Raw genomic sequence first — 22,287 nt, 5'->3', positions numbered from 1 at the left:
ACTTTATTGTCCCAACTTGAGGCGAGCAGTCTCGCCACTGGTGAACGGCGCCACGTCCACAGGCTGGCCGTTGTAGGCCACTTGCGCGCCACGGGCAAAGCCCAGACGCAGCGTCAAAGGAGGCTTGCCGCCCTGGTCAAGTGTATCTCCCTTACGCTTCAGACCACTGAACAGCACCTTGCCGTTGCCATCGGAGACTTGCGTCCAGCAGTCAGCGACGTAGGTAATTTGTACTCGGCCATCACCGGCGATCAGTACCGGGGTGGTTGGCGCGGAAATCGCCGGGGCGACGGGAGCCGTTGTTGCCGGAGCCTGCGCCGGTACTGCTGGCGTTGCTGGCGTTGCTGGCGTATGAGCTGGAGCAGCAGGCGTCACTGCAACCGCTGGAGCGGGTGCGACGGGTGCCACTGCGGCGGCAGTACCTGCTTCGGGCGCAGGCTGCTCGGCGCTTGGCTCTGCCTCAGGCGCCGCCTGACCCTGGGCCACGGCCTGGTCTTCCGGCTCATCCAACGGATGAATCTGGGTGGTGCCGTCGGCGCTTTCGACTTCGACGTGCTCCATGGCGTTGCTGGACAAGTCCTTGCCACGCTGGGCGGTCTGATCCTGCCACCATACAAAACCACCGCCGATCACGGCGATGAGCAGCAACAGGCTGACAATGCGCAAAATGGTGTGGGAAACCCGCACAGGCTCTTCAATGCGGCCAAGACCATGGACATTGCTGCCCTGGGAATCGGTACCGGTGATTTGGTCGAATTCCTGGACCAATGCAGCCTGGTCGATACCCAGCAACTTCGCGTAGGCGCGGATATAGCCGCGGGCAAAGGTATGCCCTGGCAGCTTGTCGAATGCGCCAGCTTCAAGGTTGCCCAATGAAGTCGTGGTCAAATTGAGCTTGAGGGCCACTTCTGCCAGCGACCAACCATTGCTTTCGCGGGCCTGACGCAAGGTCTCGCCTGGGTTTCCACGATTAGCTGCTACAACTTCCGGGTGCGCCGCTTTCATCATTGCTCCGACAGGTATTGCTGATATTCCGGCGTACCGGGATAGAGTCGTTCGAGTTGCTGGCCAAAACGTGCGGCCTTGTCGCGTTCTTCATGAACCGTCGCCAGGCGCACACCGAGCAATAGACTACGTGCATTTTGCCCGCTCAGCAGGCTAAAACGCTCGTAATAGTCACGTGCCGGCACATAATGCCTGTCTTCGAAGGACAACTCAGCCATTTCGAGCAAGGCCCGTGGCTGGCGCTGGTTCAGGTGCAGGGCTTTTTCCAGTTGCTGGCGTGCGGTGTCGCGCTGGCCGAGAAGCATTGAGGTCACCCCCAGGTTCTCGAAAACCCGCGAACGCTCAGGATAGAGGGTATCGGCCGCAGCCTGCTGGAAATATTCGGATGCCTGGGCATAACGTTTCTGCGCAAACAAAAAACTGCCGTAGTTATTCAGCAGTCTTGGATCACCAGGGCGTGTGGCCAGGGCCTTTTGGAAATATTGATCGGCCAATTCGGGCTCGGCCTGGGCCTGGAACACCAAGGCCAACGCAGCATTGGCGTCGGCGTCGCTGCCATCCAGCTCGAGGGCTTTTTTCAGCGGCACCTTGGCCTGTTCGGTCATCCCTTGCTGCAAGTACCCCAAGCCCAGCTGCACATAGGCAGCTCGCGCTTCGTCACGGCCCTTGCCGGTTTGCAACGGGCTGTCATGGCCCGATGAAACACAGCCAGCCGCGAGGCTGGCAACAAGCAAAAGCAGCGCAAGGCGCAAGGGCATAGAGATCCTCTCTCAGGTTCGAGTCGCGGCGCTTTGCGGCATATCGTCGGCGGCACTCAATTCACGCACGGCGATATAACGTTCGCTGCGACGGGTGCGATCCAGCACCTGTCCTACCAATTGGCCACATGCCGCATCGATGTCTTCGCCGCGGGTGGTGCGCACGGTGACATTGAAGCCTGCATGGTGCAGTTGATCCTGGAAACGGCGGATGGCGTTGTTGCTCGGCCGCTCATAGCCAGAATGGGGAAACGGGTTAAACGGAATCAGGTTGATCTTGCACGGTACGTTCTTGAGCAACTCGATCATCTCGACCGCGTGCTCGACCTTGTCGTTGATGTCCTTGAGCATGGTGTACTCAATGGTCAACACACGCTTTTCGCCCAAGGTCGCCATGTAACGCTGGCAAGATTCGAGCAGCATCTTAAGCGGATACTTCTTGTTGATCGGCACCAATTGGTTACGCAATGCGTCATTCGGTGCGTGCAGCGACAACGCCAGGGAGACGTCGATGTGCTTGGCCAGCTCATCGATCATCGGTACCACGCCGGAGGTCGACAGGGTCACGCGGCGCTTGGAGATACCGTAGCCCAGGTCGTCCATCATCAGGTGCATGGCCGCGACAACGTTGTCGAAGTTCAGCAGCGGCTCGCCCATGCCCATCATCACCACGTTGGTGATGGCACGGTCGGCGGTCGCCGGGATGCTGCCGAACGATTTATTGGCAATCCACACCTGGCCGATGACTTCGGCGGCGGTGAGGTTGCTGTTGAAACCTTGCTTGCCGGTGGAGCAGAAACTGCAGTCCAGGGCACAGCCTGCCTGGGACGAAACGCACAGAGTGCCGCGTTTGCCCTGGGGAATGTACACGGTCTCGACGCAGCTGCCGGACGCCACGCGCACCACCCACTTACGGGTGCCGTCGGTGGAAATGTCCTCGCTGACCACTTCGGGGCCGCGAACTTCGGCAATGGCCTTGAGCTTGTCGCGCAGGGCCTTGCTGACGTTCGTCATGGCGTCGAAATCATCGACGCCAAGATGGTGAATCCACTTCATTACCTGAGCGGCACGAAAACGCTTCTCCCCGATTGAGTCGAAGAATTTTTCCATTTCCTGTTGAGTCAGACCCAGCAGGTTGGTTTTTGCAGTCAATGTAGTCATGGATTCACCTTCGCTCTTTTAAGCCAATGCTTAGCGAGCGGTTACTTCAGTAGCAGCGAAAAAGTACGAGATTTCGCGGGCAGCAGCGGCTTCGGAGTCCGAACCGTGAACGGCGTTGGCGTCGATCGATTCAGCGAAGTCAGCACGGATGGTGCCGGCAGCAGCTTCTTTAGGGTTGGTAGCGCCCATCAGCTCACGGTTCAGAGCGATAGCGTTTTCGCCTTCCAGAACCTGAACAACAACAGGGCCGGAGATCATGAAGGCAACCAGGTCGCCGAAGAAACCACGAGCGCTGTGCTCAGCGTAGAAGCCTTCAGCTTCAGCCTTGGACAGTTGCTTGAGTTTCGAAGCTACAACCTTCAGGCCGGCTTTTTCGAAACGAGTGGTGATCTCGCCGATGACGTTTTTTGCAACAGCGTCAGGCTTGATGATGGAGAAAGTACGTTGAACAGCCATGGTGTAACTCCAGAAACGGTAATTTGCGAAAAATTAAACCCGCGAATTATACGCGGGTTCTTGGGTATTGCCTAACTGCGTAAAAAGGCGATTCAGTCTGCTTCTTCGATCCACAGGCCTTGTATCGCCTCAAGAACCTTTTCGCCACCCCGATCCGGGATGTCGTCAAATTCCGGCAGCTGCATCACCAGGTTGCGCAACTTGACGAAGTTCACCGACAGAGGATCGACATCCGGGTGAGCTTCAGCAAGTTGTATAGCGATTTCTTGTACATCAACCCATTTCAGGCTCATGACATTTCCTTGAATCAATGCGGCGCTTCGGCGGCATGGTTGAGCGAATACTTCGGAATCTCGACGGTGAGGTCTTCTGTTCCCACTTTTGCCTGACAGCTCAATCGCGACGTCGGCTCAAGGCCCCACGCCCTATCAAGATAGTCCTCTTCCAGCTCATCAGCCTCTTCCAGGCTATTGAAACCTTCGCGAATGATGCAATGGCACGTGGTACAGGCGTTAACGCCGCCGCAGGCGCTTTCGATCTCGATGTGGTTATCGTGAGCGACTTCGAGAATGGACTTGCCGGTCTCAGCCTCCACAACCATACCGTCCGGGCAATGCTCGGCGTGTGGCAGAAAAATGATCTGCGGCATCAGTTAATCCTCAAGTTCGTTCAAGTTGCGGCCCGCCAGGGCGGCTTTCACCGTCTGGTCCATGCGACGGGCGGCAAAGGCATCGGTCACTTGCGACAGGCGCTTGGTCTGTTGCTCGATGGCGTAACCATCGGTGCCTTTCATCAATTCAGCCAGTTCCTGCATTTGCAGGTCGATGACCATGCGCTCTTCGGCATCCAGCAGACGCTCGCCGTCAGCTTCAAGGGCGCCCTGCACCGCTTCGAGCAGGCGCTGGGCGTCGACTTGCTGCTCACGCAGCACGCGGGCGACCTTGTCGTCACCGGCGTACTGGAACGAATCCTTGAGCATCTTGGCGATTTCGCCGTCGGTCAGGCCGTAGGACGGCTTGACCTGGATGCTGGCTTCAACGCCGGAGGCCAGTTCGCGAGCGGCAACGCTGAGCAAGCCGTCGGCGTCGACCTGGAAGGTCACGCGAATCTTCGCCGCACCAGCCACCATCGCCGGAATGCCGCGCAATTCGAAGCGCGCCAGGGAACGGCAGTCGCTGATCAGCTCACGCTCGCCCTGCAGCACATGAATCATCATGGCCGTCTGACCATCTTTGTACGTGGTGAAGTCCTGGGCGCGGGCAACGGGGATGGTGGTGTTGCGTGGAATCACCTTCTCCATCAGGCCGCCCATGGTTTCCAGCCCCAGGGACAACGGGATCACGTCGAGCAGAAGCAGTTCGCCACCATCACGCTTGTTACCGGCGAGGGTATCGGCCTGGATCGCGGCACCAATGGCCACCACTTGATCCGGGTCGATTTCAGTCAGCGGCTGACGGCCGAAGGCTTCAGCGACCGCCTCACGAACACGCGGCACGCGGGTCGAACCACCCACCATGACCACGGCGACCACGTCTTCCAGCTCGACACCGGAATCACGCACGGCGCGGCGGCAGGCTTTCAGGCTGCGGGCGACCATCGGTTCGATCAACGAATCGAACGCTTCGCGGGTCAGTTGAGCCGACCAGCTACCGTAGGAAACTTCAACCGACGCAGCGTCAGTCAGCGCTTCTTTGGCGGCACAGGCAGTTTGCAGCAAATTACGTTGCGCACCCGGGTCCAGGTCGGCAGACAAGCCGGCACTGGTGATGATCCAGCCAGCAATGGCGTGATCGAAGTCATCGCCACCCAGAGCGGTATCGCCACCGGTAGCCAACACTTCGAAGACACCGCCGGTCAGGCGCAGGATCGAAATATCAAAGGTACCGCCGCCCAGGTCGTAAATAGCCACCAGGCCTTCGGCGTGCTGATCCAGACCGTAAGCCACAGCGGCTGCGGTCGGCTCGTTGAGCAGGCGCAGCACGTTCAGGCCGGCAAGTTTCGCCGCATCCTTGGTGGCCTGGCGCTGAGCGTCATCGAAATATGCAGGAACAGTAATCACCGCACCTACCAGTTCGCCACCCAAGGTGGTTTCGGCGCGCTGGCGCAAGACCTTGAGGATATCGGCCGACACTTCCACCGGGCTTTTCGGGCCCTGGATCGTGTCGATGAACGGCATATGTGATTCGCCGCCGACAAAGCGGTAGGGAAGCTGGTCGCCCAGCTGCTTGACGTCGGACAAACCACGACCCATCAAGCGCTTGACCGACAGCACGGTATTCAAAGGATCGGTAGACGCCGCCAGCTTGGCCGACTCGCCCACTTCGGTGCGGTCAGCGTGATAACGCACGGCAGACGGCAGGATGACCTGGCCATCCGCGTCGGGCAGCGGCTCGGAAAGACCGCTGCGCAATGCAGCGACCAGCGAATTGGTAGTGCCCAAGTCAATCCCGACCGCCAGACGACGCTGGTGCGGTTGAGGACTTTGACCGGGTTCGGCGATCTGCAGTAGGGCCATGGTAATCAGGACTTATCTGTATATCAGGCGTGCAACCTGGGCGGCACTGGGTTAATCGTCGAGGCGCTCTTCTAACTGGCGCACTTCGTAGGTGAGCTTGTCGAGGAACTGCATGCGCCGCATCAGGCGTTCGGCCTGTTCACGTTGCGCTGCATCATCCCAACAGGCTGCGAAGCTTTCGTTGAGTTCATCCTGGGCCACTTTCAGACGGCGCTTGAACACTGCGACTCCGGCCAGATCAGCCTCGTCCTGCAGTTCTTCAAGCTCCTCGCGCCATTGCATCTGCTGCATCAGGAAATCAGGGTCCTGGACCGTGACTTCAAGCGGCAGCTCGCGACCGCCCATCGCGAGCAGGTAGCGCGCGCGTTTGGGAGGGTTCTTGAGCGTCTGATAGGCTTCGTTGAGGCTGGCTGATTGCTCCAGCGCCAGGCGTTGCTCACGCTCGGAAGCGTCAGCGAAGCGGTCCGGATGCACCCCACGCGCCAATTCACGGTAGCGCGTGGCAAGCTGTTCAAGGTCCAGTCGAAAACTCGGCTGCAGCTCGAACAAAGCGAAATGACAAGGAGTACCCACGATCAGCCTCAGATGTTGAAGCTTTCGCCGCAGCCACATTCACCGCGTACGTTGGGGTTGTTGAACTTGAAGCCTTCGTTCAACCCTTCCTTGACGAAATCGAGTTCGGTGCCGTCCAGGTAGGTCAGGCTTTTCGGGTCGATGATCACTTTTTCGCCGTGACTCTCGAACACCTGATCTTCCTCGACCACCTCGTCGACAAACTCCAGCACGTAGGCAAGGCCGGAACAGCCCGTGGTGCGAACACCCAGACGAATCCCCTCACCTTTACCGCGCCCATTCAGGGAGCGGCGAATGTGCTGCGCAGCCGCTTCTGTCATGCTGATAGCCATCGTGACTCCTTACTCGTCGCCAAATTGCTTAGATCAAGCCTTTCTTCTGCTTGTAGTCGCGAACGGCCGCCTTGATGGCGTCTTCTGCGAGTACCGAGCAGTGGATTTTCACTGGCGGCAAGGCCAGCTCTTCGGCCAGCTGGGTGTTGCTGATAGTCACAGCCTCATCCAGGGTCTTGCCTTTCATCCATTCGGTCGCCAGGGAGCTGGAGGCGATGGCCGAACCGCAACCGTAGGTCTTGAACTTGGCGTCTTCGATAACGCCAGCTTCGTTGACTTTGATCTGCAGGCGCATAACGTCGCCGCACGCCGGAGCGCCGACCATGCCGGTGCCGACATCAGGGTCTTCCGCGTTCATCTTGCCGACGTTGCGCGGGTTTTCGTAGTGGTCGATGACCTTTTCGCTGTAAGCCATGGTACTGAATCCTCACTCATCAGGGCCGCTCTGGAGCCCTGTAAACACGCCTGCGTTTTCCGCCACGTCTTTACAGAGCCTTTTGGGTGGCGGCTTCTATATTTAGTGTGCCGCCCACTCGATCTTGGAAATGTCGACACCGTCCTTGTACATGTCCCACAGCGGGGACAAGGTACGCAGCTTGGTGACGGCCTCGCAGACTTTCTGCGCGGCGTAGTCGACTTCTTCTTCGGTGGTGAAACGGCCGAATGTAAAGCGGATCGAGCTGTGAGCCAGTTCGTCGTTGCGGCCCAGGGCGCGCAGGACGTAAGACGGCTCAAGGGAAGCCGAGGTGCAGGCCGAGCCGGACGAAACCGCCAGGTCCTTGAGCGCCATGATCAGCGACTCGCCTTCGACGTAGTTGAAGCTCAAATTCAGGTTGTGCGGTACACGGGCGGTCATGCTGCCGTTGATGTACAGCTCTTCAAGGTGCTCGACCTGCTTGTAGAAGCGATCGCTCAGGGCCTTGATGCGCACGTTTTCGGCAGCCATGTCTTCCTTGGCCACACGGAACGCTTCGCCGATGCCGACGATCTGGTGGGTCGCCAGGGTGCCCGAACGCATGCCGCGCTCGTGACCGCCGCCGTGCATGGTGGCTTCGATACGTACGCGAGGCTTGCGGCTCACGTAGAGGGCGCCGATGCCTTTAGGGCCGTAGGTCTTGTGGGCAGAGAACGACATCAGGTCGACTTTCAGTTTCGACAGGTCGATATCGACCTTGCCGGTGGACTGAGCAGCGTCGACGTGCAGCAACACGCCCTTGGAGCGGGTCAGCTCGCCGATGGCGGCGATGTCGTTGATGGTGCCGATTTCGTTGTTCACGTGGATCACGGAAACCAGGATGGTGTCTTCACGCATCGCGGCTTCGATCATCGCCGGGGTCACGATACCGTCGGTGGTTGGCTCGAGGTAGGTAACCTCAAAACCTTCACGCTCCAGTTGGCGCATGGTGTCGAGGACAGCCTTGTGCTCAATCTTGGTGGTGATCAGGTGTTTGCCTTTGGTCGCGTAGAAATGCGCCGCACCCTTGATTGCCAGGTTGTCGGACTCGGTGGCACCGGAGGTCCAGACGATTTCACGTGGGTCGGCATTCACCAGGTCAGCGACCTGGCGACGAGCGTTTTCCACTGCTTCTTCGGCTTTCCAGCCGAAAACGTGGGAACGGGACGCCGGGTTACCGAAGTTTCCGTCAACCAGCAGGCATTCGCTCATCTTTTGCGCGACACGCGGATCAACCGGGGTGGTCGCTGAGTAATCAAGGTAAATCGGCAATTTCATGGACTTTCTCCTAAATCAGGCTGGCTGGCGTGCCGTTAGCTCTTCGGCTGTCACTCGACGGCGGACGCTTCAATCTTGTCCAGACGCGGCGCCTTGGTGTTGCAACGGCGCTGGTCCTGACGCTGGGCTACTTCTTGCACCTCACGGCGAGTCACAAGATCAGCCAAGCTGATACCACTCAAAAACTCATGGATCTGCAGGCTCAGGTCACACCACAAGTGGTGCGTGAGGCAGGTGTCACCAGCGTGGCAATCACCCAGCCCCTGGCATTTGGTGGCATCGACGGATTCATTCACCGCGTCGATCACCTGGGCGACCTGGATGCCCTGCATGTCGCGGGACAATTGATAGCCGCCGCCTGGACCACGAACGCTGGAAACCAGATTGCTGCGGCGCAACTTGGCGAACAACTGCTCGAGGTAGGACAGGGAAATGCCTTGGCGCTCGGAGATATCGGCCAGGGACACCGGCCCATTTTGCGCGTGCAAGGCCAGGTCAAGCATGGCGGTCACCGCGTATCGGCCTTTTGTAGTCAGTCTCATGGACAAGTACCAAGGTGTTTCAGAATGGGAGCAAGTATGCGATTCCCGAGTATTTAAGTCAACTATAAGACCTAGTACTTTAGTCAGGAATACCCGTAAAAAGGGCGCGCGAATCATAGCAGGGCGGGACGGGATGGACCAGCGGGAACAGGGCCAAGCGGGAATTCGGGACTAATGAAGGTCAAAATGTGGGAGCGGGCTTGCTCGCGAATGCGGTGATTCAGTCAATATATTCGGTGACTGACGCGCAGCTTTCGCGAGCAAGCCCGCTCCCACATGGGTTTTGCAGTGATTGCGAGACTTCAGCCAGCCTTGGTGGCGGCACTTTCGTCCTTGATCTCGGCAAAGTCTTCCTTGCGCAGCTCAGGCAGATCCTTGGCGCAGTAGCTGCTGCCGAGGTCTTTCAGGGCGCCGCACATACCGTCCAGCTTGCCGTCCACCGCTTGCAGGTGATCCAGCAACTGACCGATGGCACGCGCTACCGGGTCAGGCATGTCTTCGCTGACGCCATAGGCATCGAAGCCGATCTTCTCGGCCATGGCCTTGCGCTTGGCTTCCTGCTCATCACCCACTTCCGGCTTGACGATGATCCGCCCGGGAATGCCGACAACCGTTGCGCCAGGCGGTACAGCCTTGGTCACCACAGCATTGGAGCCGACCTTGGCGCCCGCACCCACGGTAAACGGACCGAGCACCTTCGCGCCCGCCCCGACTACAACGCCATCTTCCAGCGTAGGGTGGCGCTTGCCTTTGTTCCAGGTTGTGCCACCCAGGGTCACGCCCTGGTACAGGGTCACGTCATCACCAATCTCGGCGGTCTCGCCGATAACGATGCCCATGCCGTGGTCGATAAAAAAGCGGCGGCCGACCTTGGCGCCCGGATGAATCTCAATCCCGGTCAACCAACGGCCGAAGTTCGACACCAGCCGCGCCAGCCATTTCCAGCCCATGCCCCACAAGGCGCCGGACAGGCGATGGATCCAGATCGCGTGCATGCCCGGGTAGCAGGTCAGCACTTCAAAGGCGTTGCGCGCCGCCGGGTCACGGTGGAAAACACTCTGGATATCTTCTCGCAAACGCTCGAACATTTTTAATCCTTCCGCTTAAGAAGCTCGCCACGGGCCGCTTTCTGGGTTTCCGTGAGGATGCCACGCAATATATTCATTTCTGCCCGGCTGACCGAGCTGCGTCCGTATAGCCGGCGCAGACGCGCCATCAAGTGCCGCGGTTTTTCCGGATCGAGGAACTCGATGGCCACCAGGGTTTGCTCCAGGTGCTCATAGAATCGCTCCAGCTCGTCCATGGTGGCCAGTTCGCCACTCTTGGTCGATGCAACCTCGTCCTTTTCAACCTTGCTTGGCTGGCCTTCAGCGGCCAGCCAAGCCATGCGCACTTCATAGCTCAACACCTGCACCGCTGCCCCGAGGTTCAGCGAACTGAACTCGGGGTCTGATGGGATGTGCACGTGATAATGACATCGCTGCAGCTCTTCATTGGTCAGGCCGGAGTCTTCACGGCCGAATACCAAGGCGATTTCAGCGCCGCCGGCGGCCTCTTCCACGACTTTGGTCCCGCATTCGCGAGGATCCAGCAGCGGCCAGGGGATGCGACGGTCGCGAGCGCTGGTGCCGAGCACCAGGTTGCAGCCGACCAGGGCGTCTTCCAGGGTGGCAACGACCTGGGCTTTTTCGAGGATGTCATTGGCGCCGGACGCGCGCGCATCGGCCTCGTGGTGCGGGAACACCCGCGGCTCCACCAGCACCAGGCGCGTCAGCCCCATGTTCTTCATGGCTCGCGCCACGCCGCCGATATTGCCGGGATGACTGGTATTGACGAGGACGACACGGATGTTTTGCAGCAAGGGAGGCGCTCTCGGACACGGGAAAGGGGAGCAAATCTTACAGAACAGCCTAAGGTTATGCCATGAAAGGTAACGTCGTCCTTCACCTGAAGAAAGTTTCTGCTAGAATGCTCGGCTTTCTTTAACAACCTTAGGTGACACATCCATGCAGCCCATGCTGAATATCGCGCTGCGCGCCGCCCGCAGCGCCAGTGAATTGATCTTCCGCTCCATCGAGCGCCTGGATACCATCAAGGTCGACGAAAAAGACGCCAAGGATTACGTATCCGAGGTGGATCGCGCTGCCGAGCAGAAAATCATCGACGCGCTGCGCAAGGCCTACCCTACCCACGGCATCCTCGGTGAAGAAACCGGTTTGCACAAAGGTAGCGGCGAAGGCGAAGACTACCTGTGGATCATCGACCCACTGGATGGCACCACCAACTTCCTGCGCGGTATCCCGCACTTTGCCGTGAGCATTGCCTGCAAATACCGTGGCCGCCTGGAACACGCCGTTGTGCTGGACCCGGTTCGCCAGGAAGAATTCACCGCCAGCCGTGGCCGTGGCGCCCAGTTGAACGGTCGCCGCCTGCGCGTCAGCGGTCGCACCAGCCTCGACGGCGCCCTGCTGGGTACCGGCTTCCCGTTCCGTGACGACCAGATGGACAACCTGGAAAACTACCTGGGCATGTTCCGCGCCCTGGTTGGCCAGACCGCCGGCATCCGTCGCGCCGGCGCAGCCAGCCTGGACCTGGCGTATGTCGCTGCCGGTCGCTTTGATGCGTTCTGGGAGTCGGGCCTGTCCGAGTGGGACATGGCTGCAGGCGCACTGCTGATTCAAGAAGCGGGCGGCCTGGTGAGCGACTTCACCGGTGGTCACGACTTCCTGGAGAAGGGTCACGTGGTTGCCGGCAACACCAAATGCTTCAAGGCAGTCCTGACGGCGATCCAGCCGCATCTGCCGGCTTCGCTGAAGCGCTAAGCGAGCGAGCACAAAAAAGCACCCCTCGGGGTGCTTTTTTTATACCTGGGATTACTGCTGCGGCTGGTTCTGACCGATAACCAGGCGCCCTTCCTTGTCGACGGGGATCTGGTTGCCTGGATCACGATCCATGCGCACGGAGCCTTCCTTGCCGTCCAGGGTGTAACGTACGTCGTACCCGACAACCTTGTCGCTGATGTCATTAACGGTATTACAACGAGTTTGCGTGGTGGTGTAGGTATCGCGGTTCTGCATGCCTTCCTGAACCTTGTTACCAGCGTAACCACCACCGACCGCACCGGCCACGGTGGCCAGCTTCTTGCCATTACCGCCGCCGACCTGATTACCCAACAGGCCGCCCGCCAGCGCACCGACCACCGTACCGACGATCTGATGCTGATCCTGCACAGGTTTCTGCCGGGTTACGGCAACATCCTTGCAGACTTCACGCGGGGTTTTAATCTGGGTTTTCACCGGCTGCACCGCCAGCACTTGCGCATACTCAGGGCCGCTTTTTACCAGGCTGTAGGTGGCAACAGCACCCCCGGCAGTCACACCGACAGCACCCAATACCGCACCAACCAGTAACGACTTGTTCACGTGAACCTCCTGACCATCACAAACGGACCGAACGATCCGCGCTATACCCAGCCTTGGAGCAAAAAAAAAGGCGCGAGTTCAATACTCGCGCCTTATTTGTAACAGCAGATCAACAATCACCCATCAAGGGCGGTCGTCGACCTCCTTGCCGGTGCTGGCAGGAGGGATCAGGTCTTCGCTGTTGAGGTTCAGCCAGATCAGTACCACGTTGGCGATGTAGATCGACGAGTAGGTACCCGCCAGCACGCCGATGAACAGCGACAGCGAGAAGCCCCACAGGTTGTCGCCACCGAACACCATCAGTGCGGCAATCGCCAGCAAGGTGGAGATCGAAGTCGCCATGGTGCGCAGCAGGGTCTGGGTGGTGGAGATGTTGATGTTCTCGATCAACGTCGCCTTGCGCAGCACCCGGAAGTTCTCACGAACCCGGTCGAATACCACGATGGTGTCATTGAGGGAGTAGCCAATGATTGCCAGCACCGCCGCCAATACCGTCAGGTCGAAGGTGATCTGGAAGTAGGCCAGGATACCCACGGTCACGATCACGTCGTGGATCAGCGACACAATGGCGCCGACACCGAACTTCCACTGAAAGCGGAAAGCCAGGTAGATCATGATGCCGACCAGCGCCATCAGCATGCCGAGGCCGCCTTGGTCGCGCAGCTCTTCACCTACCTGCGGGCCCACGAACTCGACGCGCTTGACCGACGCCGGGTTGTCGCCGCCGACCTTCTGCAAGGCCTCGGCTACCTGGTGACCCAGTTGCGGGTCTTCGCCCGGCATACGCACCAGCAGGTCGGTGGTTGCACCAAAGCTCTGCACGATAGCCTCGTGATAGCCGGCCTTGACCAGCTCGTTGCGCACCAGGCTAACGTCGGCCGGCTTCTCGTAGGTCAGCTCGATGAGCGTACCGCCGGTGAAGTCCAGACCGTAGTTCAGGCCCTTATGGAACCAGCTGAACAACGCCAGAACGGTAAGGAGCATGGTGAAGCCGAACGCAACGTTGCGAACGCCCATGAAGTTGATTGTACGTAACATGGCAGCCCCTTAAATCCACAACTTCTTGAAGTCACGTCCGCCAAAGATCAGGTTGACCATTGCGCGGGTCACCATGATGGCCGTGAACATCGAGGTAAAGATACCGAGGGACATGGTCACCGCAAAACCTTTGACCGGGCCGGTGCCCATGGCAAAGAGAATCCCGCCGACCAACAGGGTGGTCAGGTTGGAGTCGAGAATTGCAGTAAATGCCCGGCCGAAGCCTTCGTTGATTGCCCGTTGCACGGTCATGCCCGCAGCAATCTCTTCACGAATCCGCGAGAAGATCAGTACGTTGGCGTCAACCGCCATACCCATGGTGAGTACGATACCGGCGATACCTGGCAGGGTCAGCGTTGCACCCAGCAGCGACATCAGGGCCAGCAGCATCACCATGTTGCCCGCCAGCGCGACGGTGGCGATGACGCCGAAGAAGCGATAGATGGCGATGATGAACAGGGAGACGAACAGCATGCCCCACAGTGCAGCGTCGATACCCTTGGTGATGTTGTCAGCACCCAGGCTCGGGCCGATGGTACGTTCTTCAGCGAAGTACATCGGGGCGGCCAGGCCACCGGCACGCAGCAGCAGCGCCAGTTCGGATGACTCACCCTGGCCGTTCAGGCCGGTGATGCGGAATTGAGCACCCAGCGGCGACTGGATGGTCGCCAGGCTGATGATCTTCTTCTCTTCTTTAAAGGTCTGTACCGGTACGTCTTTCTCGACGCCGTCGACCACTTGCTTGGTGTAGGTGGTGACAGGACGCTGCTCGATGAAGATCACCGCCATGCTGCGACCGACGTTGCTGCGGGTTGCGCGGCTCATCAGTTCGCCGCCGTGGCCATCCAGGCGGATGTTCACTTCAGGCGTACCGTGCTCGCCGAAACCAGCCTTGGCGTCGGTCACCTGGTCACCCGTAATGATCAAGCCACGCTCGATCAGTGCAGGTGGACGATTGCCTTCACGGAACTCGAACTCTTCTGCAGTAGCACGGGTAGCACCCGGCTCAGCCGCCAGGCGGAATTCCAGGTTGGCTGTTTTACCCAGGATACGCTTGGCTTCAGCGGTGTCCTGCACGCCCGGCAGTTCAACCACGATGCGGTTGGCACCCTGGCGCTGAACGATCGGCTCGGCCACACCCAGCTCGTTGACGCGGTTACGTACCGTGGTCAAGTTCTGCTTGATCGAGTATTCACGGATTTCCGCCAGCTTGGCCGGGGTCATCGCCAGACGCAGTACCGCCTGACCATTGAGGTCGGCCGGAACAATGTCGAAATCGTTGAAGTTCTTGCGGATCAGCGCACGGGCCTGTTCGCGGGTTGCTTCGTCAGCAAAGCCCAGCTGGATGGCACCGTTGAGCTGCGGCAGGCTGCGATAACGCAGGCGCTCTTTACGCAGCAGGCTCTTCACATCGCCTTCGTAGACTTTCAGGCGAGCGTCGAGGGCCTTGTCCATGTCCACTTCCAGCAGGAAGTGCACACCACCGGACAAGTCCAGACCCAGCTTCATCGGGTGTGCGCCGATCGCGCGCAGCCATTTTGGCGTGGTCTGTGCCAGGTTCAGTGCGACGACGTAGTCATCACCCATGACCTTGCGCACAACGTCTTTTGCCGGCAATTGGTCTTCTTGCTTGGTCAGGCGCAACAAGCCGCCCTTCGCATCAGCAGCCAAACTTGCCGCTTTAACCTGGATACCCGCGTCGGTGAGCGCTTTGCTCGCACGGTCCAGATCAGCCTGATTGACCTGCAGCGCAGTGCTGGCGCCAGTGATCTGGATAGCCGGGTCATCAGGATAGAGATTGGGAGCGGAATAAATAAAACCGATCGCCAGCACCGCCAGGATCAGTACGTATTTCCACAGAGGGTATTTGTTCAGCATCACGCCGCCCGCTTATAACGCGGGGCGCCTTGCGCGCCCCGTCGATTGGTAAAGGTTGTTACTTAGATCGCTTTGAGCGTGCCTTTTGGCAGCGTGGCAGCGATGGCGCCCTTCTGGAACTTCATTTCTACGGTGTCGGAGACTTCCAGAACCACGAAAGCGTCGGACACTTTAGTGATCTTGCCGGCGATGCCGCCAGTGGTCACGACTTCGTCGCCTTTCTGCAAGCTGCCCAGCAGGTTCTTCTGCTCTTTGGCGCGCTTGGCCTGTGGACGCCAGATCATCAGGTAGAAGATGACCAGGAAGCCGACCAGGAAAATCCACTCAAAACCACCGCCCATAGGACCGGCAGCGGCCGGTGCAGCGGCATCAGCCATGGCATTAGAGATAAAAAAGCTCATTTAGCACTCCAGTTGCAAATAGTGAATCTTAGGGTCGGAAAACTCAGTCCAAGGGCGGCACAGGCAGCCCGCGCTTGGCATAGAAGGCATCGACGAAGGCGGCCAATGTACCCTGTTGAATAGCCTCGCGCAAACCAGCCATCAGGACTTGGTAGTGACGCAAATTGTGGATGGTATTCAACATGCTACCCAGCATTTCCCCACACTTGTCCAGATGGTGCAGATAAGCGCGCGAGAAGTTCTGGCAGGTGTAGCAGTCACAGGTAGGATCCAGCGGCGATTCATCATGGCGATGGAACGCGTTACGGATCTTCAGCACGCCTGTATCGATGAACAGATGCCCATTGCGGGCATTACGGGTTGGCATCACGCAATCGAACATGTCCACACCGCGGCGCACACCCTCTACGAGATCCTCCGGTTTGCCAACGCCCATAAGGTAACGAGGTTTGTCAGCCGGCATCAGGCCCGGCAGGTAATCCAGCACCTTGATCATCTCGTGCTTGGGCTCGCCCACTGACAGGCCGCCGATGGCCAGGCCGTCGAAGCCGATCTTGTCCAGGCCTTCGAGCGAGCGCTTGCGCAAGCTTTCATGCATGCCGCCCTGCACAATACCGAACAGGGCAGCGGTGTTATCGCCATGGGCGTTTTTCGAGCGCTGGGCCCAACGCAACGACAGTTCCATGGAAATCCGCGCGACGTCTTCATCGGCCGGGTACGGCGTGCACTCGTCGAAAATCATCACGATGTCGGAGCCCAGGTCACGTTGCACCTGCATCGACTCTTCCGGGCCCATGAACACTTTGGCGCCGTCCACCGGGGAGGCGAAGGTCACGCCCTCCTCCTTGATCTTGCGCATGGCGCCCAGGCTGAACACCTGGAAACCACCGGAGTCAGTGAGGATCGGGCCTTGCCACTTCATGAAGTCATGCAGGTCGCCATGCTTCTTGATCACTTCGGTGCCCGGGCGCAGCCACAGGTGGAAGGTGTTGCCGAGGATGATCTCGGCGCCCGTGGCGACGATGTCACGCGGCAGCATGCCTTTTACCGTGCCGTAGGTACCGACCGGCATAAAAGCCGGGGTCTCGACGGTACCGCGAGGGAAAGTCAAACGGCCGCGGCGAGCTTTACCATCCGTGGCCAGCAATTCAAACGACATACGACTCATGATTGTTCCTCTGGGCCGCGCGGCGCCGGATTACGGGTGATAAACATCGCATCACCGTAGCTGAAAAAACGGTATCCGTTATCGATGGCGGCTTGATAAGCGGCCATGGTCTCGGGATAACCGGCAAATGCCGACACCAGCATCAACAGAGTGGATTCCGGCAAATGGAAATTGGTCACCAGGGCATCGACCACATGAAACGGCCGGCCCGGGTAGATAAAGATGTCTGTGTCGCCACTGAACGGCTTGAGCACGCCATCGCGCGCCGCGCTTTCCAGCGAGCGCACGCTGGTCGTACCGACCGCCACCACCCGCCCGCCGCGCGCCTTGCACGCTTCAACCGCATCCACGACGTCCTGGCTGACTTCCAGCCACTCGCTGTGCATATGGTGGTCTTCGATGTTATCCACACGCACCGGCTGAAACGTGCCGGCCCCCACGTGCAGGGTCACATAGGCCGTTTCAACGCCTTTGGCGGCAATCGCATCCAGCAGCGGCTGGTCGAAATGCAGCCCCGCCGTCGGTGCAGCCACCGCGCCCAGTCGCTGGGAATACACCGTCTGATAACGCTCGCGGTCCGAGTCTTCATCCGGGCGGTCTATATAAGGAGGCAACGGCATATGGCCGACGCGTTCCAGCAGCGGCAACACTTCCTCGGCAAACCCAAGCTCGAACAACGCATCATGACGGGCCAGCATTTCTGCTTCGCCACCGCCATCGATAAGGATCTTCGAACCCGGTTTCGGCGACTTGCTGGAGCGCACATGGGCCAGCACGCGATGGCTGTCCAGCACCCGCTCCACCAGAATTTCCAGCTTGCCGCCGGATGCTTTCTGGCCAAAAAGGCGAGCCGGAATCACCCGGGTATTGTTGAAAACCATCAAGTCGCCTGGGCGTAAATGCTCAAGCAAATCAGTGAATTGACGGTGTGCGAGGGCACCGCTGACCCCGTCCAGGGTCAGCAGTCGACTGGCGCGACGCTCGGCCAAAGGATGGCGAGCGATCAGCGAATCAGGGAGCTCAAAAGTAAAGTCAGCAACGCGCATGATGGGGTTCGTCTAGCAGGGCCGGGAAGTCTAGCGGAAATAGTGAAAATTGACCATGAAACGTGATTGACCAACGGTAATCTCATCTCTATACTTCGCCGCCATTGAGCCCTGATGGCGGAATTGGTAGACGCGGCGGATTCAAAATCCGTTTTCGAAAGGAGTGGGAGTTCGAGTCTCCCTCGGGGCACCATCTTAAAAAAAGACCTTGAAATTCAAGGTCTTTTTTTTCGCCTGCAGGAAAGTGATGATGGGCGGGCGAACGCGAGAAAAGAGGAACCTTGGCCATGGAACAGACGCTGGAAGCTGTAGCGCTTTTTGCGCTCAAGCTGGTGCATGAGACCGAAGGCGCGAGCCCGATTCTGCGGGACGACCTGGTCATGGACGGCTATGAGCGGGAGGTGTTTGGCTTGCTGGTGCGCAAGGGCGATATCAATGCCATCCAGCATAAGATCGACGAGTGCCTGGCATTGGCCCTCGAATCCCTGGGCGGTGCACACACCGTGATGGGCCGCGAGCTGCAACGGCTTGCGGTGGATGCGCGCCAAGCGACGACACTCGAAGAACTCAATGCCCCGCTCAACGCACTCAAGGATTACCTGAAGGCGATCCTTTAACGCCTGCCTTCGACCGCCATGCGTACAGCCAGGCCCATCAGCACCGAGCCCATCAACCAGCGCTGTACGGTTTGCCAGACCGGTTTGCGGATGAAGAACCCCGCGATCGAGCCCGCCATCAGAGCGATCAGCCCGTTGACGCTCACGCTGATCATGATCTGCGTAAAGCCCAGTACCAGCGATTGCGACAGCACACTGGCGTGCCCGTTGGGGTCGATAAACTGGGGCAGCAACGACAGATACATCACTGCCACTTTGGGATTCAGCAGGTTGGTGACAAAGCCCATCATGAACAGCTTGCGCGGGCTGTCCTTGGGCAAGTCCCGCACTTGGAAGGGCGACCGGCCACCCGGCTTCACCGCCTGCCAGGCCAGGTAAACCAGATACAGCGCCCCGCCGAGCCGCAGCGCGTCGTAGGCATAGGGAACCGCCATCACCAACGCGGTGATACCCAATGCCGCGCAGAACATATAGACGACAAAACCCATCGCAACGCCGCCCAGGGAAATCAGCCCGGCCAATCGCCCCTGGCAGATCGACCGCGAAATGAGGTAAATCATGTTCGGGCCGGGCGTCAGTACCATGCCGAGCGAGATCAGGCCGTAGGCAAGCAGGCTGGAGAGTTCGGGCATGGTGTGGCTCCTTGACGACGTAAAACCTTGTGATGGCCGGCGGGTTGTTGGCGCCATGGTAGGTCGATAAAAGGAACGCCGTTAGATACAGATCCGCGAGCAAAACGTCATACACCGGTACCGGCATCTGCTGCACCACTCACCCAAGGAAAGGCACATGATCGACTTCAACAACAAAGGCTTCTTCAAGCTCAAGCAGAACAACGAATACGCCGAGCGCGTTTCGTCATTGCTGCTGGATGATGAGCAGGTCATCGACTCCTATAAGGCCATGCGCGATGGGGTGGTGTTCACCACCAAGCGCATCATCGCCGTGAACGTGCAAGGGATTACCGGCAGCAAAAAAGACTTCACGTCCCTGCCGTACAAAAACATCGTCGCGTATTCGGTGGAAACCTCCGGGACGTTCGATCTGGATTCGGAGCTGGAGATTTACTTTTCGGCGGTGGGGAAAGTGAAGTTTGAGTTCACGGGGAAGACGTCGATTGTTGAGATATCGAGGGTGATTTCCCGGCATGTGCTTTGAACCGTTACGAAAACTCCGCTTTTAAGGATTTCCCACTATGGGCCCAAAAACCGCAGAGCTAATCGATGTGCTTGAGGAACTTGCCATCCTGCTGGAAAGCGATGGGGACAATCACTGGAGCCGATGGATGCGTAAGGCCAAAACCTTATTGCAAGCATCCGATTACTCCGGAATCACCTATTTGCGCTCTGCATACGGCGGAATGGGCTCGTTCAATGACCTCGTTCTTGGACAAAGCAGCGAAGGCGGCGTTTTTTTCTGGAAGCCTGGATACAAGGAGTTGAACGACCGGTTGGACGGGTTACGTAATAAAGCCGCGCAGTTGGGCGCGCAGATACAGCGCTCTCAGGCAGAGTAAGCGTGCTTGAATCAATGTAGCGATTGCTAAAGTGACTTTTCCCACACCTCCCATCGAACAACGAGAATTTCAGGTTCTTCTCCGCTCTCATAGGCTCGCTTCCTTGCACAGGGAAGTGAGCAGCCATGACAGAGCGCGCGTATCCAATTACCGAAGAAGAGCAGCTGAAGCGGCGAATCCTGACGCCGCAGCCTAAGCAGATTCCGTATTCACCGTTCATTGATTTGTATGAAGCCCCTCCCGCGCCCACGCCTGAACCCGCGAGAATTCCAGGCCATGTATTCGCCAAGTCGTGCCAGTTGCCCGACGGGATCATCAGCTACAACAACCCCACCGGTTATGTGCCGCTTGAGCTGATCAAGGATTACGGCCACTTCACGCTGTTAGGCGGACGGGAAGTGGACAGCCAAGGCGGCGTTTCCCTCAGGAAAATCAGCGGTAGTGCCCTACCCGTTGGGCTTGGCCAGCTTGTGCTGCGCACATCCGCGTTGGAGTCCGCGGCTGCGGCGGTCGGTGCCGCCGCTGGGGGTTTGCTTGCAGGGCTGGTGGCGCTGGCCTGGCCGTCGGAGCTTGGCGACAGTGCGCTCTATAGCGAAGAGCAGCTTCGTCACCTGCAAAAAGCCCGTTCGCGGATGCGGTTGCATATCGAGCAACGCGCCGATGGGACGCTGAAGGGATATGGGTTTTACACCGGTAAAAATACCGACTGGCAGATGATCGATGTGGTGCAGTTTCAGAGTCGTGACAGTCAGTTCGTGGCGGATCTTGGCGAGGGTGTGGAGCTGATTTGGACGCCGGCCATTGATCCTGGCGACACCCTTGGCATACCGGCATTGGAGGCTGCACCACAAGCGCCGGTGATGTGGATTTATCCGCCGACGGAGGCGGCCAAACAGATGCTGGTGAACCCGATTTATCCGCCGGAGTATCGGGATTTTATTCTGGTTTTTTCGGTGGAGTCGGGGGTTCGGCCGCTGTATGTGGTGGTTAACGAACCACGAAAGGGGCTTAAAAACCCGGACCATGATTATTTCCCGGCCCCCAACGCTGCAGACATAACAGGCTTTCCAGGTCTGATAGACCAAAGACCCGTGACACCTAGAAAAGGCGGTAGCGGCTTACGCGAGCGCTGGATAGATGCCAAAGGGAGGAAAATATTTGAGTGGGATTCCAAGAAAGGCGAATTAGAAGTCTATCGAAACAGTGACCTTGCCCACCTAGGCGCATTCGATCCCTACACCGGTGAGCGCCGAGGTCGAGCAAAACCCGAACGCCGCATATACAGATAAGTGGAAAACACATCATGGTTATGAAAGTCAGATTGCGTTGGTACGACAAGCAAAGCAATTACGTGAAGGCAGATGAATACTCGGCAGATATTGATGACGCGGAGAGCTTTTTTGAAACACTAGGGTTGAGTCAAGAAACGGCGATATATGCGGACGTGTTCAACGTTCGCCCAAGCTGGATAGCGACTATCCAACCGCATTTCCAGCACGTAATTGAACCCGTGAACTTCGATTACCAAATCTCTTTCAGCTACCAAGGCACATGGCCGCCCCAATCCTCCAAGAAACCATAAAGGAATCCAATGAAAAAGCCCCCTCTCTACCGCTCAGTCAACACCCGCACGCACAACGTGCGTCACGGCAGTTGCCGCACCTACAGGCAACAACGCCATAGTAAAAGCGAAAAGAATTCCATGCTCAGCCGTGGATCAATGCATAGCCATCACCGGCACGGTCTCGATTACACGCCACTATTTCGGTTTCTTCTGTCCAAGGTCGGCCATCATTGGGATGGTGTGTTCAGCGAAGCCAACGCCCGCCTGGACCGCCCGGAACCTGTGTTCTGGATGGTTGCTCTGCATGAAAGCGACAAAAAAGAGTACGTACGAACGGACGAATCCAGTTACTACAGCGGCTTGTATGTCGACGAGGCTGGCCTGCTGCAAAAGGTTAACCCACAACTGACACCCGCGCTCATGAAGCCGTTTTGCAACTGCTGCACCCACACCTTCAACGGTGTGGTATTCCCACCGGTTCCACCCCACAGGCGCTAAAACTCAACCGCGCACACAACCCACCCACCTCCCGGTTATACAACTCCAACCGCCCCCCAATCTTC

General features: G+C 58.5%; 28 protein-coding genes and 1 tRNA gene. 8 read left to right on the top strand and 21 right to left on the bottom strand.

From position 1 onward, the window contains the following. Window positions 1-3: 3 nt before the first annotated feature. The 14 genes from AC3WKX_RS26225 to trmJ form a co-directional block, all read right to left on the bottom strand. Window positions 4-1,005, bottom strand: coding sequence for a RodZ domain-containing protein (locus AC3WKX_RS26225; RefSeq protein ID WP_102605676.1), 1,002 nt, complete (start codon window positions 1,003-1,005; stop codon window positions 4-6). Then, window positions 1,005-1,763 (bottom strand): type IV pilus biogenesis/stability protein PilW, encoded by a 759-nt coding sequence (gene pilW / locus AC3WKX_RS26220; RefSeq protein WP_003209669.1) that lies wholly within the window; start codon window positions 1,761-1,763, stop codon window positions 1,005-1,007. The genes AC3WKX_RS26225 and pilW overlap by 1 nt, the downstream gene beginning before the upstream one ends. 12 nt (window positions 1,764-1,775) lie before the next feature. Beyond that, window positions 1,776-2,924, bottom strand: coding sequence for a dual-specificity RNA methyltransferase RlmN (gene rlmN, locus AC3WKX_RS26215; RefSeq protein WP_003209670.1), 1,149 nt, complete (start codon window positions 2,922-2,924; stop codon window positions 1,776-1,778). A 30-nt stretch (window positions 2,925-2,954) separates the two neighbouring features. Beyond that, entirely contained in the window at window positions 2,955-3,380 is a 426-nt protein-coding gene (gene ndk, locus AC3WKX_RS26210) for a nucleoside-diphosphate kinase (RefSeq protein ID WP_003175956.1), read from the bottom strand. A 92-nt stretch (window positions 3,381-3,472) separates the two neighbouring features. Next, complete coding sequence (gene iscX / locus AC3WKX_RS26205) at window positions 3,473-3,673, bottom strand: Fe-S cluster assembly protein IscX (RefSeq protein WP_003209673.1); 201 nt, start codon at window positions 3,671-3,673, stop codon at window positions 3,473-3,475. A gap of 14 nt (window positions 3,674-3,687) precedes the next feature. Continuing rightward, window positions 3,688-4,029, bottom strand: a complete 342-nt coding sequence (fdx, locus tag AC3WKX_RS26200) for an ISC system 2Fe-2S type ferredoxin (protein WP_003209674.1) — start codon at window positions 4,027-4,029, stop codon at window positions 3,688-3,690. Between the two features lie 3 nt (window positions 4,030-4,032). Beyond that, window positions 4,033-5,895, bottom strand: a complete 1,863-nt coding sequence (gene hscA / locus AC3WKX_RS26195; RefSeq protein ID WP_087695132.1) for a Fe-S protein assembly chaperone HscA — start codon at window positions 5,893-5,895, stop codon at window positions 4,033-4,035. 51 nt (window positions 5,896-5,946) lie between these two features. Further along, window positions 5,947-6,468 carry a co-chaperone HscB gene (hscB, locus tag AC3WKX_RS26190; protein WP_008438289.1) on the bottom strand — a complete coding sequence of 174 codons (522 nt, stop codon included), beginning with the start codon at window positions 6,466-6,468 and terminating at the stop codon, window positions 5,947-5,949. Between the two features lie 8 nt (window positions 6,469-6,476). Continuing rightward, window positions 6,477-6,800: an iron-sulfur cluster assembly protein IscA gene (gene iscA, locus AC3WKX_RS26185; protein WP_003209680.1), complete on the bottom strand. Its 324-nt coding sequence runs from the start codon at window positions 6,798-6,800 to the stop codon at window positions 6,477-6,479. Between the two features lie 28 nt (window positions 6,801-6,828). Next, complete coding sequence (gene iscU / locus AC3WKX_RS26180) at window positions 6,829-7,215, bottom strand: Fe-S cluster assembly scaffold IscU (RefSeq protein ID WP_003209682.1); 387 nt, start codon at window positions 7,213-7,215, stop codon at window positions 6,829-6,831. 102 nt (window positions 7,216-7,317) lie between these two features. Continuing rightward, the gene (locus tag AC3WKX_RS26175; protein WP_008438290.1) at window positions 7,318-8,532 is read right to left on the bottom strand and encodes an IscS subfamily cysteine desulfurase; all 1,215 of its coding nucleotides are present in this window, start codon (window positions 8,530-8,532) and stop codon (window positions 7,318-7,320) included. A gap of 50 nt (window positions 8,533-8,582) precedes the next feature. Beyond that, a complete protein-coding gene (gene iscR / locus AC3WKX_RS26170) occupies window positions 8,583-9,074 on the bottom strand; it encodes a Fe-S cluster assembly transcriptional regulator IscR (RefSeq protein WP_003210305.1) in 492 nt (163 codons plus the stop codon). Between the two features lie 302 nt (window positions 9,075-9,376). Continuing rightward, window positions 9,377-10,162: a serine O-acetyltransferase gene (cysE, locus tag AC3WKX_RS26165; RefSeq protein ID WP_008438291.1), complete on the bottom strand. Its 786-nt coding sequence runs from the start codon at window positions 10,160-10,162 to the stop codon at window positions 9,377-9,379. A gap of 2 nt (window positions 10,163-10,164) precedes the next feature. Beyond that, window positions 10,165-10,935, bottom strand: a complete 771-nt coding sequence (gene trmJ, locus AC3WKX_RS26160) for a tRNA (cytosine(32)/uridine(32)-2'-O)-methyltransferase TrmJ (protein ID WP_003210307.1) — start codon at window positions 10,933-10,935, stop codon at window positions 10,165-10,167. Between the two features lie 145 nt (window positions 10,936-11,080). Here trmJ and suhB point away from each other — a divergent pair, with 145 nt between their 5' ends. Then, complete coding sequence (gene suhB / locus AC3WKX_RS26155; RefSeq protein WP_003175971.1) at window positions 11,081-11,896, top strand: type III secretion system regulator SuhB; 816 nt, start codon at window positions 11,081-11,083, stop codon at window positions 11,894-11,896. Window positions 11,897-11,947: 51 nt separating this feature from the next. On the opposite strand, the gene AC3WKX_RS26150 is transcribed toward suhB, so the two are convergent. The 6 genes from AC3WKX_RS26150 to queA all read right to left on the bottom strand — a co-directional run bounded on the left by AC3WKX_RS26150 (window position 11,948) and on the right by queA (window position 18,027). Further along, entirely contained in the window at window positions 11,948-12,496 is a 549-nt protein-coding gene (locus tag AC3WKX_RS26150; protein ID WP_003210309.1) for a glycine zipper 2TM domain-containing protein, read from the bottom strand. Between the two features lie 123 nt (window positions 12,497-12,619). After that, window positions 12,620-13,534, bottom strand: a complete 915-nt coding sequence (secF, locus tag AC3WKX_RS26145) for a protein translocase subunit SecF (RefSeq protein ID WP_003210311.1) — start codon at window positions 13,532-13,534, stop codon at window positions 12,620-12,622. A gap of 9 nt (window positions 13,535-13,543) precedes the next feature. Then, window positions 13,544-15,412 carry a protein translocase subunit SecD gene (gene secD / locus AC3WKX_RS26140; RefSeq protein WP_003210312.1) on the bottom strand — a complete coding sequence of 623 codons (1,869 nt, stop codon included), beginning with the start codon at window positions 15,410-15,412 and terminating at the stop codon, window positions 13,544-13,546. A 62-nt stretch (window positions 15,413-15,474) separates the two neighbouring features. Further along, window positions 15,475-15,813, bottom strand: coding sequence for a preprotein translocase subunit YajC (gene yajC, locus AC3WKX_RS26135; RefSeq protein WP_003175975.1), 339 nt, complete (start codon window positions 15,811-15,813; stop codon window positions 15,475-15,477). 43 nt (window positions 15,814-15,856) lie between these two features. Next, complete coding sequence (tgt, locus tag AC3WKX_RS26130) at window positions 15,857-16,972, bottom strand: tRNA guanosine(34) transglycosylase Tgt (protein ID WP_003210314.1); 1,116 nt, start codon at window positions 16,970-16,972, stop codon at window positions 15,857-15,859. A 5-nt stretch (window positions 16,973-16,977) separates the two neighbouring features. After that, entirely contained in the window at window positions 16,978-18,027 is a 1,050-nt protein-coding gene (queA, locus tag AC3WKX_RS26125) for a tRNA preQ1(34) S-adenosylmethionine ribosyltransferase-isomerase QueA (protein WP_008438293.1), read from the bottom strand. Between the two features lie 108 nt (window positions 18,028-18,135). Here queA and AC3WKX_RS26120 point away from each other — a divergent pair. After that, a tRNA-Leu gene (locus tag AC3WKX_RS26120) sits at window positions 18,136-18,220 on the top strand. Between the two features lie 94 nt (window positions 18,221-18,314). Continuing rightward, window positions 18,315-18,644 (top strand): hypothetical protein, encoded by a 330-nt coding sequence (locus tag AC3WKX_RS26115; protein WP_003210318.1) that lies wholly within the window; start codon window positions 18,315-18,317, stop codon window positions 18,642-18,644. Here the strand turns inward: AC3WKX_RS26115 and AC3WKX_RS26110 are convergent. Then, window positions 18,641-19,276: a LysE family translocator gene (locus AC3WKX_RS26110; protein WP_102605677.1), complete on the bottom strand. Its 636-nt coding sequence runs from the start codon at window positions 19,274-19,276 to the stop codon at window positions 18,641-18,643. The genes AC3WKX_RS26115 and AC3WKX_RS26110 overlap by 4 nt on opposite strands. Before the next feature lie 157 nt (window positions 19,277-19,433). Between AC3WKX_RS26110 and AC3WKX_RS26105 the strand changes: the two genes are divergently transcribed. From AC3WKX_RS26105 to AC3WKX_RS26085, 5 genes are all read left to right on the top strand, one after another. Beyond that, the gene (locus tag AC3WKX_RS26105) at window positions 19,434-19,802 is read left to right on the top strand and encodes a PH domain-containing protein (protein WP_003210321.1); all 369 of its coding nucleotides are present in this window, start codon (window positions 19,434-19,436) and stop codon (window positions 19,800-19,802) included. A 37-nt stretch (window positions 19,803-19,839) separates the two neighbouring features. Continuing rightward, the gene (locus AC3WKX_RS26100) at window positions 19,840-20,160 is read left to right on the top strand and encodes a DUF6966 domain-containing protein (RefSeq protein WP_008438441.1); all 321 of its coding nucleotides are present in this window, start codon (window positions 19,840-19,842) and stop codon (window positions 20,158-20,160) included. A 125-nt stretch (window positions 20,161-20,285) separates the two neighbouring features. Continuing rightward, a complete protein-coding gene (locus AC3WKX_RS26095; RefSeq protein WP_102605678.1) occupies window positions 20,286-21,449 on the top strand; it encodes an S-type pyocin domain-containing protein in 1,164 nt (387 codons plus the stop codon). A 14-nt stretch (window positions 21,450-21,463) separates the two neighbouring features. After that, on the top strand, window positions 21,464-21,742 hold the full coding sequence (locus AC3WKX_RS26090; protein WP_008438442.1) for a colicin E3-like toxin immunity protein: 279 nt from the start codon (window positions 21,464-21,466) through the stop codon (window positions 21,740-21,742). Window positions 21,743-21,751: 9 nt separating this feature from the next. Next, window positions 21,752-22,222 carry a hypothetical protein gene (locus AC3WKX_RS26085; RefSeq protein WP_102605679.1) on the top strand — a complete coding sequence of 157 codons (471 nt, stop codon included), beginning with the start codon at window positions 21,752-21,754 and terminating at the stop codon, window positions 22,220-22,222. Window positions 22,223-22,287 lie beyond the last annotated feature (65 nt).

The organism is Pseudomonas sp. GP01-A4 (assembly GCF_058780865.1).
Note: the sequence above shows the minus strand (reverse complement) of the source record. Positions and strands in the feature narration are given on the sequence as shown.

Bases quoted from the DNA above. Each gene is read 5' to 3' on its own strand.
- hscA (WP_087695132.1), bottom strand. From the start codon at position 5,895: ATGGCCCTACTGCAGATCGCCGAACCCGGTCAAAGTCCTCAACCGCAC.
- fdx (WP_003209674.1), bottom strand. From the start codon at position 4,029: ATGCCGCAGATCATTTTTCTGCCACACGCCGAGCATTGCCCGGACGGT.
- cysE (WP_008438291.1), bottom strand. From the start codon at position 10,162: ATGTTCGAGCGTTTGCGAGAAGATATCCAGAGTGTTTTCCACCGTGAC.
- ndk (WP_003175956.1), bottom strand. From the start codon at position 3,380: ATGGCTGTTCAACGTACTTTCTCCATCATCAAGCCTGACGCTGTTGCA.
- iscA (WP_003209680.1), bottom strand. From the start codon at position 6,800: ATGGCTATCAGCATGACAGAAGCGGCTGCGCAGCACATTCGCCGCTCC.
- queA (WP_008438293.1), bottom strand. From the start codon at position 18,027: ATGCGCGTTGCTGACTTTACTTTTGAGCTCCCTGATTCGCTGATCGCT.
- secD (WP_003210312.1), bottom strand. From the start codon at position 15,412: ATGCTGAACAAATACCCTCTGTGGAAATACGTACTGATCCTGGCGGTG.
- AC3WKX_RS26105 (WP_003210321.1), top strand. From the start codon at position 19,434: ATGATCGACTTCAACAACAAAGGCTTCTTCAAGCTCAAGCAGAACAAC.
- iscX (WP_003209673.1), bottom strand. From the start codon at position 3,673: ATGAGCCTGAAATGGGTTGATGTACAAGAAATCGCTATACAACTTGCT.
- suhB (WP_003175971.1), top strand. From the start codon at position 11,081: ATGCAGCCCATGCTGAATATCGCGCTGCGCGCCGCCCGCAGCGCCAGT.
- AC3WKX_RS26175 (WP_008438290.1), bottom strand. From the start codon at position 8,532: ATGAAATTGCCGATTTACCTTGATTACTCAGCGACCACCCCGGTTGAT.
- iscR (WP_003210305.1), bottom strand. From the start codon at position 9,074: ATGAGACTGACTACAAAAGGCCGATACGCGGTGACCGCCATGCTTGAC.
- AC3WKX_RS26110 (WP_102605677.1), bottom strand. From the start codon at position 19,276: ATGCCCGAACTCTCCAGCCTGCTTGCCTACGGCCTGATCTCGCTCGGC.
- pilW (WP_003209669.1), bottom strand. From the start codon at position 1,763: ATGCCCTTGCGCCTTGCGCTGCTTTTGCTTGTTGCCAGCCTCGCGGCT.
- AC3WKX_RS26225 (WP_102605676.1), bottom strand. From the start codon at position 1,005: ATGAAAGCGGCGCACCCGGAAGTTGTAGCAGCTAATCGTGGAAACCCA.
- rlmN (WP_003209670.1), bottom strand. From the start codon at position 2,924: ATGACTACATTGACTGCAAAAACCAACCTGCTGGGTCTGACTCAACAG.
- AC3WKX_RS26090 (WP_008438442.1), top strand. From the start codon at position 21,464: ATGGTTATGAAAGTCAGATTGCGTTGGTACGACAAGCAAAGCAATTAC.
- yajC (WP_003175975.1), bottom strand. From the start codon at position 15,813: ATGAGCTTTTTTATCTCTAATGCCATGGCTGATGCCGCTGCACCGGCC.
- iscU (WP_003209682.1), bottom strand. From the start codon at position 7,215: ATGGCTTACAGCGAAAAGGTCATCGACCACTACGAAAACCCGCGCAAC.
- AC3WKX_RS26100 (WP_008438441.1), top strand. From the start codon at position 19,840: ATGGGCCCAAAAACCGCAGAGCTAATCGATGTGCTTGAGGAACTTGCC.
- AC3WKX_RS26115 (WP_003210318.1), top strand. From the start codon at position 18,315: ATGGAACAGACGCTGGAAGCTGTAGCGCTTTTTGCGCTCAAGCTGGTG.
- tgt (WP_003210314.1), bottom strand. From the start codon at position 16,972: ATGTCGTTTGAATTGCTGGCCACGGATGGTAAAGCTCGCCGCGGCCGT.
- secF (WP_003210311.1), bottom strand. From the start codon at position 13,534: ATGTTACGTACAATCAACTTCATGGGCGTTCGCAACGTTGCGTTCGGC.
- AC3WKX_RS26085 (WP_102605679.1), top strand. From the start codon at position 21,752: ATGAAAAAGCCCCCTCTCTACCGCTCAGTCAACACCCGCACGCACAAC.
- AC3WKX_RS26095 (WP_102605678.1), top strand. From the start codon at position 20,286: ATGACAGAGCGCGCGTATCCAATTACCGAAGAAGAGCAGCTGAAGCGG.